Origin of the sequence: Pimelobacter simplex (assembly GCF_024662235.1) — a bacterium.
Lineage (GTDB): Bacteria > Actinomycetota > Actinomycetes > Propionibacteriales > Nocardioidaceae > Nocardioides.
Map to the genome: position 1 here is coordinate 45,187 of NZ_CP096277.1, position 12,694 is coordinate 57,880.

Consider the following 12,694-nt stretch of genomic DNA (forward strand, 5'->3'; position numbering starts at 1 on the left):
GCCCGGTAGGTGTCGGCCCCCGTTGGGAGACTAGGTCATGTCAGTTCTTTCTATTCTACTCATGGAGGACAGCAGCATGACCGACACCATCCAGGCCACCGCCGACACCGCCGCCGACGAGGCCACCGAGGCCGTCCAGTCCGAGGAGTTCCTGCACCTCGACCCCGCCGCGATCATCATCGGCACCAACGTCCGCACCGACCTGCGACCCGACCACAAGGAGTTCCGCAAGTCGATCAAGGAGCGCGGCGTGCTGGAAGCCGTCACGGTCTACCGCGACGAGGACGGGCAGTACGTCCTGCTGCGTGGCCAGCGGCGTACGGTGACCGCCGCCGAGGTCGGCACCCCCACCGGCCTGATCCCGGCCCGGGTCGTGCCCAAGCCCGCCGACGCCGACCGGATCGGTGACCAGATGGTCGAGAACATCCATCGGGCCGGGATGCGCGAGGCCGAGATCGTCGCGGGCGTGGAGCAGCTGGCCCTGCTCGGCGTGAGCGCCGCGCAGATCGCCAAGCGCACCAGCATCGACCGCCCGACCGTGAACGCCGCTCTGGCCGTCACCAAGGCCGACCAGAGCCGCAACCGCCTCGACTCCGGCGACCTGACCTTGGAAGAGGCCGCGATCTTCGCCGAGTTCGAGCACGACCCCGCTGCCGTCGAGCGGCTGGAGAACGCCAAGCGGTGGCGGCGCTCGCTCGCCCACGAGGCCCAGCGGCTGCGCGACGAGGCCGCCGAACGCGAGGCCGACGCCGCCGAGGTCGAGCGCCTGCGCGCCGAGGGCCTGCCGGTCCTGACCGCCGAGGAGGTCGAGCAGGCCGACGAGGTGCTGCGCATCGAGCGGCTGGTCACCGAGGACGGCGAGCCGCTGGCCGAGGAGAAGTGGCCCAACGTCCCCGGCGCTCGCGTCCACGTCGTCAAGGAGTGGGTCTACCCCGAGGACGAGTACGACGAGGAGAGCGAGGACGGCAGCGACGAGGAGAGCGAGGACTACGAGCCCGCCGAGCCCTACCAGCAGTACGTGCCGGTCTGGGTCGTGACCGACCTCGCCGCCTCCGGTCTGCGGCGTCGCGGCGGCTCCGGCAGTAGCACCGCCGACAGCAGCGACGAGGGCGAGAACGAGGAGGAGGCCGAGGCGCAGCGCGAGCAGCAGCGCCAGGAGCGCCGCCGCGTGATCGCCAACAACAAGGCGTGGACCAGCGCGGAGACGGTGCGCCGCGAGTGGCTCGCCACGTTCGTCGCCCGCAAGACCGCCCCGAAGGGAGCCGAGGCCCTGATCTGCGAGGCCGTCGTCACCGGACACCACTCGCTGAGCAAGGCCATGGACCACCGCCACCCGATGCTCTTCACCCTGCTCGGGGTCGAGCGGCCGACCGGCTACTACGGCGCTGGCCACGACGAGTGCCGCAAGATCGCCACCAAGGCGAGCACGCCGAAGACCGCGACCATGACCACGCTCGCGGCGGTCGTCTCTGCGTGGGAGGCGACGACCGGCAAGCACTCGTGGCGCAACCCGACCGCGTGGGACGCCCGCGTGCTCGGCGCGCTCGTGGAGTGGGGCTACCAGCCCAGCGAGGTCGAGCGGATCCTCCTCGGCGAGGAGCAGCCGACGACCGAGGACGCCAGCGACGACGCCGACGACAACGCCCACGAGGCCAGCGACAGCGCCGCCTGACCCGTCACCCCTCCCCCACCCGAGGGCGGTTCTCCCTGTGGAGAACCGCCCTCAGTGGAATAGAAACCATAGAATGAACTCAGTTCATTTGATCCGCTACCCGGGAGGACCCCGACATGTCACACGAGATCGAGACCCACGGCACGCAGGCCGCAGCCGTCTTCGCCCGCAAGGACGCCTGGCACCGCCTAGGCACCACCGTCCGCGACCGCGCGTTCACCGCCGAAGAGGCCATGCGGCTCGGTCACCTGGGCGGCTGGGACGTCCGCAAGTTGCCGCTCACCACCGCCGAGGTAAGCGAGGGCGGCGTCACCGCGATCGAGGTCCCCGGCTTCGCCACGGTGCGCACCAACCCGTTCACCGGCGAGCCCGAGGCGCTCGGCGTCGTGGGCGGCGGCTACACCCCGCTGCAGAACGAGGACCACGCCGAGTTCCTGAACCTGCTGGCCGACGAGTCCGGCGCGATCTTCGACACCGCCGGGTCGCTGCGCGGCGGGCGGCAGGTGTTCATCACCATGCAGCTGCCGGACTCGCTCACCGTCGGCGGCACCGACCGCGTCGACCTGAACATCGCCGCGCTCAACAGCCACGACGGCTCCAGCGCGTTCCGCATCCTCGTGACCCCGGTCCGCGTCGTGTGCGCGAACACCCAAAGCGCGGCCCTGCGCAACCACGAGTCGTCGTTCTCGATCCGCCACACCCGCAACGCCAAGGCCGCCGTGCAGGCCGCCCGCGACGCGCTCGGCCTGACCTTCACCTACGTCGACGCGTTCCAGGTCGAGGCCGAGCGGCTGATCCAGCAGACCATGACCGACGCCGCCTTCGACGCCCTGATCGACGCCACGTTCGGCAAGGCCGAGGCCCACGCGACCAAGCGCGTGCGCGAGACCGAGCGCCGTCGCCGCTCCCGGCTGCACTGGCTCTTCGCCGACGCCGACACCCAGGCCGGCATCCGCGACACCGCGTGGGCCGGCTACCAGGCCGTCGCGGAGTACGTCGACCACTACGCCCCGGTCCGCACCAAGGGCGACGAAAAGACCGCCCGCGCCACCCGCGTCCTCACCAGCGATGACCCCGACCGGATCAAGCGCCGCGCCTGGACCGCGCTGGCCCCCGCCTGACCGTCCGTCCCGCAAGTCTCCTCCGGTGGCGGGCTGAGACCCCGAGTCCGGCCCGCCACCGGCCCAAACGAAGGAGGAGCCATGGCCAACACGACCACCCACACTGACCTCGCCACCGAGCAGGTCCGCGCGTGGGATCTCCGACCCACCGACACTCTGGTCGACCCCGACACCGGAGTCGCGTTCCCCATCACCACGGTGACCGTGGACGAACCCGGCCGCCCCGGGCGCGAGGTCCACATCGCAGCCTTGGTCCTCGGCGCCCGCACCCTGCCGCTCAACCAGTTCGTCACCATCGCGACGCGGGACAACGTGCCGACTGGCGCTGCCCCCGACGTCGAGGCGAACACCGCCAAGGACCGGCACACCCTCAGCGAGACGGCCTGCGACCTGATCGTCATCGAGCACCGGCTGCGCGACGTGCGCCGGTGGACCCCCGAGACCGCCCGCGCCCACCTGGACGCGGCCCTGTCCAGCGTCGCCACGGCGCTGGACGCCCTGCACGCCGAGTACGCCACCCGCACCACCGAACAGGAGCAGTGATGACCGAGCAGACTCAGCCGGAGCCGACCGGCACCGTGATCAGCGAGCGCGACCAGCGCCGCATCGTCGCCGCCATGATGAAGATGCCGTACGCCGCCAGCAGCCGCGTCCCGAAGCCGTGGACCGCGATGGGCGAGGAGGTCACCGCCGAGGCCGTCGTGGCGTTCCTCGACGGCCTCGCCGGGGTCCTGACCGAGGTCGGCACGGAGAACGACCACCACCGCCGCCGCCTGTTCTCCCTCGAAGCCGACGTGGAGGCGTTCCGCCGCCTCATCGGCACCGCACCCGCCGAGGTGACCCCGTGAGCGCGCACATCGAGTGGCTGGCAGCCCGCGAGACCAGCGTCCAGGTGTTCACCCCCGGCGAGGACTGGGTGGGAGCCGGTGAGCACCGCCAGCCGGTCCTGACGCTGGCCGGGGACGACGTGGTGGCGATCCAGGGCACGCCCGCCGAGTTGCGGGCGCTCGCCGCACGGATCACCGCCGTGGCCACCGCCGCCGCTGGACGGCTCGACCTCGCCGCCGCGACCGCCTGGCAGGACCAGCCAGCATGAGCGACGACGACGCCACGCTGCGTGCGCTGGAGGCCCGCGCGACCCCCGGCCCCTGGACTCCGAACGGCGACAAGATCCGCGCCACCGCCGCCGACGCCCTGATCCCGGACAACATCCTCGTCGCCTACGCCGGTGCTCACTGGCAGCGGCTCGGGCTCAGGACATACCCACGCGGGGGCGACGTTCCCGAGCACGCGCCCGACGTGAAGTTCATGGCCGCTGCCCGCACCGCGCTGCCCGACCGTCTGGACCGGCTCGACCGCATCCGCGACCTTCACGCCCGGTGGGGCGAGCAGGCACCCGAGGACGCGGACGGCTACCTCGACCTGTGGGAGACGCTCGGTCGACTCCTCGACGGCGAACCCGCCTGACCCACTCCGACCGCAAGGACGCCCGCAGCGGTCATCGCTGCGGGCGTCCTTCTGCGTGGGCGTCGGGCCGTCACCACAAGGTCAGCTGCTCGCCCAGCAGCTCCTGGAGCCGAGCAAGGTCGTCGGCTACGAGCTGCGGGTCCTCACGCGCCAGGTCGCGCAGTTCCCGCGCGCGTCGACGCGGGCCGCGCGGGTCGGCCAGCGGGCTGTACGGCAGCCGACGCTGCACCGACCACTCACGGCGGTTCTGCGCCGCGCTCGACACCACGACGTGGTCCGGCGCGATCCGCTGGCACAGCGGGTTGTGGCAGCGGTGCCCAAGCAGCCGCGCCTCCGCGAGCGCGTCAACGCCGTGCATGACTGCGTACGCGAACCGGTGGGCGATGATCACCCGCCCCGGCGCGTACCAGAACCGGCCATGGCCACCGCCGTCCGTGCGCTCCCGCTCGGAGCGACCGGCCACCGCCCCGGTCCACCACAGGCACTCACTGCCCGGCACCGTGGCGACCTTCGCCCGGTAGCGCGTGAGCACCGCCGGGTCCGCGATCGCTGCCGCGACCGCCGCGAGGCCGGCGTCATCCAACCGACGTACCGGCACCCGCTCCCCCGCTCCCGGCAGACGCCAGCGCCGCGCCGTCGTCGCGTACGTCGCCGCTCGGCTCGCCGTCCGCGTTGGCGAGCCGCCGCAGCCGCGTCGCCTCCCGCACGGTGACCGTCTCGCCGCACCACTCCACGGCCTCGCCCAGGGACAGCCCCTCGACCTCGGTCAACTCCCGCAGCGCCTCACCGGCGCGCTTCTCGGTCTCGGCCACCGCCGCGTCCCGCTGACCGATCGCGACCATGACCTGTTCGGCCAGGTCGATCACCCGGCGCTCCCGCTCCTCGCGCTCCCTGCGCCGCTTCTCGGCCATCTCCCGCGCCGTACGCCGCGCCTGCTGCTTGATCGTCTGCTGACTCATCCGGTCCTCACTCCTTGTCGACATGGACTCTGACAGTCACCTACGACAAATCCCGGTGCCCGTGCGATCACCACCGGCCAAGAAACTTCCGAACCCGACCACCTCGACCCCCGAACCAGCCCAGCCAGAACCAGCCAGACCCATCCACCCCAGCCAGCCCGAACCCGACGACCTCGCCGTCACCGACGCCCCTCAGCGCCCCCCCAGATTTCCGCGACCTCCCAAGTGCCACACACCTCTTGCATTCTCGGTCCGCCGAATAGAAAGAACACACCAGAAATCCGGCCGGAAGTGATCGCACCGCGCGCACGCGCGCACGTAGGTGACCGTGACGATGAGCCTCCACAAGCTGACGGCGGGGTCGGGGTACGACTACCTGACCCGCCAGGTCGCAGCTCTGGATGCCACCGACAAGGGCCACACCGGGCTGGCGAGCTACTACACCGAGAAGGGCGAGACCCCCGGTGTGTGGGTCGGCTCGGGCATGGAGGGCCTGGAGGGCCTCGACGCCGGCGACATCGTCACCGCCGACCACATGCAGAGCCTGTTCGGCTCCGGTCACCACCCGCTGGCCACGCAGCGGACCAAGGATCTGGACCTGCGCATCGGCCGCGAGGGAGTCGACCGGCCGACCGAGGCTGACTACAAGACCGCCCGCCAGCTCGGCACGCCGTACAAGGTCTACGAGAACGACATCAGCCCGTTCCGGATCGAGGTCGCCAAGCGCATCGCCGCCCTCAACGAGGCCGCCGGCCTGCCGGGCGACTGGCCGGTCCCCGCGGCCGATCGGGCCAAGGTCCGCACCGAGGTCGCGGCCGAGTTCTTCCGTGCCGAGCACGGCCGGGAACCCGCCGACGCCCGCGAGCTGGCCGCCACGATCGCCAAGCACTCCCGCCCCAAGACCAACGCGGTGGCCGGCTACGACCTGACCTTCTCACCGGTCAAGAGCGTCTCGGTGCTGTGGGCGATCGCCGACCCGAAGACCGCCGCGGTGATCGAGCGGGCCCACCAGGCGGCGATCAAGGACGCCCTGGACTTCATCGAGTCCAAGGCGCTGTTCACCCGCCGCGGCACCAACGGCGTGCGCCAGGTCGACGTCCGCGGCCTGGTCGCCACGGCGTTCACCCACCGCGACTCCCGTGCCGGCGACCCCGACCTGCACACCCACGTCGCGGTGGCCAACAAGGTCCAGACCCTCGACGGCAAGTGGCTGGCGATCGACGGCCGGCCGCTGCACAAGGCGGTCGTCTCGGCCTCGGAGACCTACAACACCGCACTCGAGCGGCACCTGGTCGACGCCCTCGGCGTGCGTTTCGAGGAGCGCCCGAACGAGGACGCCCGCAAGCGGCCGGTGCGCGAGATCGTCGGCGTCGATCCCGAGCTGAACCGCCGGTTCTCCAAGCGCCGCGCCAGCGTCGAGGACCGCCGCAAGGTCCTCGCGGCCGCCTTCCAGGCCACCCACGGGCGGCCGCCGACGCCGGTGGAGACCATCCAGCTGTCCCAGCAGGCGACGCTGGAGACCCGCGAGGCCAAGCACGAGCCGCGCTCGCTGGCCGAGCAGCGCGAGACCTGGAACCGCGAGGCCGTCGAGGTCCTGGGCACCCCGCAGCGGGTCAAGCAGATGGTCCATGGCGCCCTCAACCCCAAGGCAGCGGCCCGGTCCCTGGCCGACTCGGCGTGGTTCGCCAAGACCACAGACCGGATCGTGTCGACGATGGAGGGCCGCCGCAGCACCTGGCAGTACTGGCACGTCTACGCCGAGGCACAGCGGCAGGTCAGGGGCGCCAACGTGCCCACCAACCAGGTCTCCGAGGCGGTCGACCTGCTGGTCAGCGAGGTCCTCGACGGACGCTCGGTGAGCATGGCCCGCCCGTGGGACACCATCAGCGAGCCGGCCGAGCTGCGCCGCGCCGACGGCGCCTCGGTCTACACCCAGAGCGGCGCCGAGCTGTTCACCTCGAGCAAGGTGCTGGGCGCCGAGGAGCGCCTGGTCGCGGCCGCCGGCTGCCACGACGGGTACGCCGTCTCGACCGACTCGGTCGACCTGGCGCTGCTCGAGTCGACCGCCAACGGCATCACCCTCAACGCCGGTCAGGCCACCTTGGTGCGGGAGATGGCCACCTCTGGGGCACGGCTCCAGCTGGCGGTCGCGCCCGCCGGATCGGGCAAGACCACCGCGATGCGGGCGCTGGCCAGCGCGTGGGCGGACGGCGGCGGCACGATCATCGGCCTCGCGCCGTCGGCCGCGGCCGCGGACGCGCTGCGCTCGCAGATCGACACCCAGACCGACACCCTGGCCAAGCTCACGCACTCGCTGCAGGAGGCCCGCGAGTCGGGCGCCGCGATGCCCGCGTGGGTTGCCGGCATCGACTCCTCCACGCTGGTGGTCATCGACGAGGCCGGGATGGCCGACACCCTCTCCCTGGATGCCGCGGTGTCCTACATCCTCGAGCGTGGCGGCAGCGTGCGTCTGATCGGCGACGACCAGCAGCTCTCCGCGATCGGCGCCGGCGGCGTGCTGCGCGACATCCGCGCCACCCACGGCGCGCTGCAGCTGACCGAGCTCGTCCGGTTCAAGGACCCCGCCGAGGGTGCCGCCTCGCTCGCGCTGCGCGAGGGCAAGGCCGAGGCTCTCGGCTTCTACCTCGACCGCGACCGGGTCCACGTCGGCGACCTGGCGTCGATGACCGAGGAGGTCTTCGCCGCGTGGCAGGCCGACCGCGCCGCCGGGTTGGACTCGATCATGCTCGCCCCGACCCGCGACCTGGTCAGCGAGCTGAACCAGCAGGCACGCGCCCACCGGCTCGACGGGCTCGACCCGGCCGACCTCGCCAGCCTCGGACCGGTGCGCCGGCTGGGCGACGGCAACGAGGCCTCAATCGGCGAGCTGATCATCACCCGCGAGAACGACCGCCGGCTGCGCACCTCAGCCACCGACTGGGTGAAGAACGGCGACCGCTGGCACGTGCTGGAGATCCACGACGGTGGCGACCTGACCGTCCAGCACACCCAGCACGGCCGCACCGTGCGGCTGCCGGCCGACTACGTCGCCCGATCCACCGAGCTCGGCTACGCGTGCACCGTGCACACGGCCCAGGGCGTCACCGCCGACACCATGCACGGCCTGGCCACCGGCACCGAGTCGCGTCAACAGCTCTACACGATGATGACCCGCGGCGCGCACGCCAACCACGTCTACCTCGAGGTCGTCGGCGACGGGGACCCGCACTCGGTGATCCACCCGACGCTGGTCCGGCCGCTCACCCCCACCGACATCCTCGAGTCGATGCTGGCCCGCGACGACGCCCAGCGGTCCGCAACCAGCCTCATCCGCGAGCAGGCCGACCCGGCCACCCGGGTCGGCGAGGCCGCCCAGCGCTACCTCGACAGCCTCTACGTCGCCGCCGAGGACCTGCTGCGCCACGAGACCATCACCGCGGCCGACGGAACGGCGCTCAACGTGGTCGACGCGCTCGACAGCACCGTCGAGACGCTCGTCCCGGGACTCTCGGAGGAGGCGGCGTGGCCGACCCTGCGGGCCCACCTGCTGTTGCTCGGCGCCGCCGGAGAGAACCCCGTCGACGCGCTCCGGGCAGCAGCCGGCGACCGCGAGCTGGAGACCGCGCACGACCGCGCCGCGGTCCTCGACTGGCGCCTGGACGCCTCCGGCCTGCGCAACGCCGGCGCCGGCCCGCTGCCCTGGATGCCCGCGGTCCCGCCCCGCCTGGCCGAGGACCCGCACTGGGGCGCCTACCTCGCCCAGCGTGCTCACCTGGTCACCGAGCTCGCCGACCAGGTGAGCACCCGCGCGACCGACCAGGCCGACAAGGGTGCGCTGCCGGTGTGGGCCCAGAACGGCATCCGCCCCCAGTCCGCCACCATCGCCGACGTCGAGGTCTGGCGAGCCGCCATGCAGGTCCCCGGCGACGACCGGCGACCGACCGGGGCGCCGCAGCTGCAGAAGATCTCCGCGACCTGGCAGCGGCGCCTCAACAAGTCCGTCACCGGAGACCACACCCCGGCGCTCAAGGAATGGCGCCAGCTGCTCTACTCGCTGGCGCCGCAGGTCCGCGACGACGAGTTCACCCCGCTGCTGGCCGAGCGTCTCGCCGCGATGTCCCGCGCCGGCGTCACCGCCCACGAACTGCTGCGCACCGCCACCGCCCCGGACCACCCGGCCGGCCCGCTGCCCGACGAGCACGCCGCGGCGGCCGTGTGGTGGCGCATGGCCCGTCAACTGACCCCGGCCGTCGCCGCCCAGATCGGTGACGGTTCCCACGGCGAGAGCGTCACCACCGAGTGGACTCCGCGCCTCGTGGAGCTGTTCGGTCCCGAGCGCGCCGCGAGCATCCAGGCCAGCACCTGGTGGCCCGCTCTCGTCTCCAACGTGGACCACGGCGTTCAGCGCGGCTGGCAGGTCGAGGCCCTGCTGGGTGCCGGGCGGGCGATGCGGAGCGACGGCTGGGACGGCGTCGACGAGTGCCAGGCGCTGGTCTGGCGGACCTCGATCGCGCTGGAGACTGCCCCCGACGAGCACGCGCACGAGGTCCACTTCGATGAGCCGCCGGCCGACCTGTGGGAGGGCGTGGATCCCGACCCGGCGGCGTTCGTCGACCACCCCGACGACGTCCCGTGGCCGCTGACGGAGGACCCCGGCCCGGAGCACGGGCCGGTCGACGAGGGCCAGTACGACGAGCACCAGGTCAACGCGCTCGAGGCGGCCGACGAGGACCAGTACGTCGAACCCGACCTCACCCTGTCGGCCTACATCCGCGACCTGGGCGGCACCCGTCTGGAACCCACCGACGCCGACCTCCGGCTCATGTACCAGCGGGCCGAGGAGTGGCAGTCCTCCCCCGTCTCGCGTGAGCGCATGCTCGAGATCAACGACATGGCGCAGGCGTTCTTCGAGACCCGGTTCGCCGACTCGTGGGGTCGCGACTACCTCACCGGCCGGTTCGGCGTCGACCTCGCCGGCGACGAGCGGTTCCGGCCCGGGCAGGCGCCGGCCGGGTGGACCAACCTGGTCGACCACCTGCGCGGCCGCGGCGTCAGCGACACCGAGATGCTCGCCACCGGAGTGGCGACCGAGGCCAGCACCGGCCGCCTCATCGACCGGTTCCGCGACCGGGTGATGTTCCCCGTGATCCACCAGGGCGAGGTGCTCGGCTTCGTCGGCCGCCGCCGACCCGACCTCACCGACGCAGACAAGGGCGGCCCGAAGTACCTCAACACCGCAGACACCCCGCTGTTCCACAAGGGCGCTCAGCTGTTCGGCGTCGTCGACGAGCTGCTCGCCGAGGGCGCCGTACCGGTGATCGTCGAGGGCCCGATGGACGCAGTCGCCGTCACGATCGCCAGCGCCGGCCTCTACGTCGGCGTGGCCCCGCTGGGAACGTCGCTGACCGACGAGCAGGCCGTCCAGCTGGCCGCCGTCGGCCGCGACCCGATCGTGGCCACCGACGCCGACCTCGCCGGCCAGGTCGCGGCCGAGCGGGACTTCTGGATGCTCACCCCGCACGGCCTCGACCCCGGCTACGCCCGGTTCCCTGACGGCCTCGACCCGGCCGACCTGCTCGCCCAGCACGGGCCCGCAGCGCTCACCGCCGCAGTGGCCAGCGGCCAGCCGGCCTTCCGATCGCTGGGAGACCAGCTGCTCACCGAGCGGCTCGACAACCTCGCCCCCGAGCAGGCGCGGGTGGCCGCCATGAGGATCCTGTCGGCGCGTCCCAGCCGCGCTTGGGAGCCGGGCGTGAACCAGGTGCGGGCTCGGCTGCAGCTCTCTCAAATGCAGGCCCGCCGGGACCTGCGCGACGCGGTCAAGAGCTGGGATGCCGACCCGCGGAAGGCGGCGCTGGCCGAGCTGCACAAGAGCACCGAGGTCCGCGCACGGCTCGCGGCCGCGGCCGAGCAGACCTCGGCCGAGCGCTGGGCGCCGCTGGCTCGCGAACTCGATCCGCGCCTGCTCGAGCAGGGCGACTGGGCCGCCACCGCGGCGATGCTGCAGCAGGCCCACGAACAGGGTCACGACGTCGGCGCCAGCACGCGCGGCCTGGTCGCCGAGAAGCCGCTGGGCGACAGCCCCGCCCGTGACCTGCGCTACCGGGTCATGTCCCGCCTCGAGCTCCCAATCGACGACACCGGCGCAGGCAGCCCGGCGTCGACCACGTCGCAGGGTGCGGCCCGCGACCGGCAGGACGTCAACCGTCCGCGGCCGCCGCGCCCCGGCACTCCGCGCCGCTGACCACCGGCCTGCTTCCGGGCCGGTCGCGCGAGGCTGGTGCAGAGCAGACCGGCCAGCGATCATGGTCACCATGGACCCAGCGACCGCACGGACGCTCGACAACCGAGCGCAGCTGATCGGTGATCGACTGGGCTTGCGACTCCGGTTCCGGGTCGCTCCGGACGGCCTCTTCGCCGGCCTCACGGCCGGTAGCAGCTTGGCAGAAGCGCCGGTGGCCAACTTCGTCGGCTTTGGCCCCGCGGCAGCGCACGCAGCTCACTGGGATCTCGATCGCCTCGAGGACGGGAGGTACGTCATCCACGAGGCTCCCGCCGGCGCCGTTCTGGTCCGCTTCCTCTCCGCCGCCGAGTTGATCGCCAAGGCCGAGGGCCGCGGGCCGCGTTGAGGACTCCTGGGGGCGCTTAGTCGGCTCGCTCGTCGACCAGGTGCCGACGCATCGCTGCGAGCCGCGCCCGGGGGTCCGGGTGGGTCGCGAACCAGCGGCGCTCGAACTGCGCCCACCCTCGGGCAAGACCGCCGGCCGGGAGGGGCTTCGCGACGTAGTCCTTGTAGAACCGCATCAGCTCGGCGGCCGCCTCGAGGTCGCGCGTCAGGGCTACGGCGAACCGGTCGGCCGCGATCTCCTCACGTCGGTCGAACGCGATTTGGAGAGCGAGGAACGCCACCGCGGCGCTCATCGTGGTCAGCAGTGCCGGCCCGGCCATCTGGGGCGCGGCGACCAGTGCGACAACCGTGATCGCCGCGCCTGCGAGCACCAGGGCTAGGTAGCAGACGAGCCAGCCGTAGCGCGCCGCGACCGAGGAGCGCTCGCGTCGGATGACGTGCGCGAGCTCGTGCGCGGCGAGGCTCTGCACCGCGGCGGGGCTCAGGCTGGTGAGGGCGGACTGCGCGAACACCACCGTGGGGTGCCCGGCCCGGAAGTGGGTCACCGCGAGACCACCGTCGCCCACGGGCCGTACGTCGTCTCCGGTGGGCGCACCGAGGTAGGCGACGACGTCGGTGGCCGGGGGCGTGACGTTCGCCAGGGCCGCGACGGCCGCCATCGCCGCGGCCGCCCGGCCCTTCAGCGCGGCGTCGACCGGCTCAGCGTGCCGGCGCGTGCGCCAGCTGGCGGCCCACGCGCCGAGGACCTTCGCCAGCGCGGCGACCACCAGGAAGGCGCCGGCGAGGTAGGCGATCGCCACGATGACAAGGAGTGCTGAGGTCACGGGATCGGCCACGTTCTGCGCCG

General features: G+C 72.6%; 11 protein-coding genes. 8 read left to right on the top strand and 3 right to left on the bottom strand.

All coding sequences use genetic code 11. The features are described 5' to 3' along the window. The first annotated feature begins 76 nt into the window (after positions 1 to 76). The 6 genes from M0M48_RS30230 to M0M48_RS30255 all read left to right on the top strand — a co-directional run bounded on the left by M0M48_RS30230 (position 77) and on the right by M0M48_RS30255 (position 4,260). The gene (locus M0M48_RS30230; RefSeq protein ID WP_257754605.1) at positions 77 to 1,672 is read left to right on the top strand and encodes a ParB/RepB/Spo0J family partition protein; all 1,596 of its coding nucleotides are present in this window, start codon (positions 77 to 79) and stop codon (positions 1,670 to 1,672) included. A gap of 116 nt (positions 1,673 to 1,788) precedes the next feature. After that, a complete protein-coding gene (locus tag M0M48_RS30235) occupies positions 1,789 to 2,793 on the top strand; it encodes a DUF932 domain-containing protein (RefSeq protein ID WP_257754607.1) in 1,005 nt (334 codons plus the stop codon). Positions 2,794 to 2,874: 81 nt separating this feature from the next. Beyond that, the gene (locus tag M0M48_RS30240; RefSeq protein WP_257754608.1) at positions 2,875 to 3,336 is read left to right on the top strand and encodes a hypothetical protein; all 462 of its coding nucleotides are present in this window, start codon (positions 2,875 to 2,877) and stop codon (positions 3,334 to 3,336) included. Next, positions 3,336 to 3,641, top strand: coding sequence for a hypothetical protein (locus M0M48_RS30245; protein ID WP_257754609.1), 306 nt, complete (start codon positions 3,336 to 3,338; stop codon positions 3,639 to 3,641). Before M0M48_RS30240 ends, M0M48_RS30245 begins: the two co-directional genes overlap by 1 nt. Then, positions 3,638 to 3,889 carry a hypothetical protein gene (locus M0M48_RS30250; protein WP_257754610.1) on the top strand — a complete coding sequence of 84 codons (252 nt, stop codon included), beginning with the start codon at positions 3,638 to 3,640 and terminating at the stop codon, positions 3,887 to 3,889. The genes M0M48_RS30245 and M0M48_RS30250 overlap by 4 nt, the downstream gene beginning before the upstream one ends. After that, positions 3,886 to 4,260 (top strand): hypothetical protein, encoded by a 375-nt coding sequence (locus M0M48_RS30255; RefSeq protein WP_257754611.1) that lies wholly within the window; start codon positions 3,886 to 3,888, stop codon positions 4,258 to 4,260. Before M0M48_RS30250 ends, M0M48_RS30255 begins: the two co-directional genes overlap by 4 nt. A 70-nt stretch (positions 4,261 to 4,330) precedes the next feature. Here the strand turns inward: M0M48_RS30255 and M0M48_RS30260 are convergent, their stop codons facing one another. Together M0M48_RS30260 and M0M48_RS30265 are read right to left on the bottom strand one after the other, a co-directional pair. After that, a complete protein-coding gene (locus M0M48_RS30260; protein WP_183595610.1) occupies positions 4,331 to 4,858 on the bottom strand; it encodes a hypothetical protein in 528 nt (175 codons plus the stop codon). Continuing rightward, the gene (locus tag M0M48_RS30265) at positions 4,836 to 5,219 is read right to left on the bottom strand and encodes a hypothetical protein (protein WP_257754612.1); all 384 of its coding nucleotides are present in this window, start codon (positions 5,217 to 5,219) and stop codon (positions 4,836 to 4,838) included. Before M0M48_RS30265 ends, M0M48_RS30260 begins: the two co-directional genes overlap by 23 nt. Positions 5,220 to 5,553: 334 nt before the next feature. On the opposite strand from M0M48_RS30265, the gene mobF reads away from it, so the two are divergent. Together mobF and M0M48_RS30275 are read left to right on the top strand one after the other, a co-directional pair. Then, positions 5,554 to 11,463, top strand: coding sequence for a MobF family relaxase (mobF, locus tag M0M48_RS30270; protein ID WP_257754613.1), 5,910 nt, complete (start codon positions 5,554 to 5,556; stop codon positions 11,461 to 11,463). Between the two features lie 70 nt (positions 11,464 to 11,533). Next, positions 11,534 to 11,848 carry a hypothetical protein gene (locus M0M48_RS30275; RefSeq protein ID WP_257754516.1) on the top strand — a complete coding sequence of 105 codons (315 nt, stop codon included), beginning with the start codon at positions 11,534 to 11,536 and terminating at the stop codon, positions 11,846 to 11,848. A gap of 16 nt (positions 11,849 to 11,864) precedes the next feature. On the opposite strand, the gene M0M48_RS30280 is transcribed toward M0M48_RS30275, so the two are convergent. After that, on the bottom strand, positions 11,865 to 12,671 hold the full coding sequence (locus tag M0M48_RS30280; RefSeq protein ID WP_257754517.1) for a M48 family metallopeptidase: 807 nt from the start codon (positions 12,669 to 12,671) through the stop codon (positions 11,865 to 11,867). Positions 12,672 to 12,694 lie beyond the last annotated feature (23 nt).

Excerpts from the sequence above, each read along its gene's own strand:
- M0M48_RS30230 (WP_257754605.1), top strand. The coding sequence starts at position 77 with ATGACCGACACCATCCAGGCCACCGCCGACACCGCCGCCGACGAGGCC.
- M0M48_RS30275 (WP_257754516.1), top strand. The coding sequence starts at position 11,534 with ATGGACCCAGCGACCGCACGGACGCTCGACAACCGAGCGCAGCTGATC.
- mobF (WP_257754613.1), top strand. The coding sequence starts at position 5,554 with ATGAGCCTCCACAAGCTGACGGCGGGGTCGGGGTACGACTACCTGACC.
- M0M48_RS30240 (WP_257754608.1), top strand. The coding sequence starts at position 2,875 with ATGGCCAACACGACCACCCACACTGACCTCGCCACCGAGCAGGTCCGC.
- M0M48_RS30245 (WP_257754609.1), top strand. The coding sequence starts at position 3,336 with ATGACCGAGCAGACTCAGCCGGAGCCGACCGGCACCGTGATCAGCGAG.
- M0M48_RS30235 (WP_257754607.1), top strand. The coding sequence starts at position 1,789 with ATGTCACACGAGATCGAGACCCACGGCACGCAGGCCGCAGCCGTCTTC.
- M0M48_RS30265 (WP_257754612.1), bottom strand. The coding sequence starts at position 5,219 with ATGAGTCAGCAGACGATCAAGCAGCAGGCGCGGCGTACGGCGCGGGAG.
- M0M48_RS30255 (WP_257754611.1), top strand. The coding sequence starts at position 3,886 with ATGAGCGACGACGACGCCACGCTGCGTGCGCTGGAGGCCCGCGCGACC.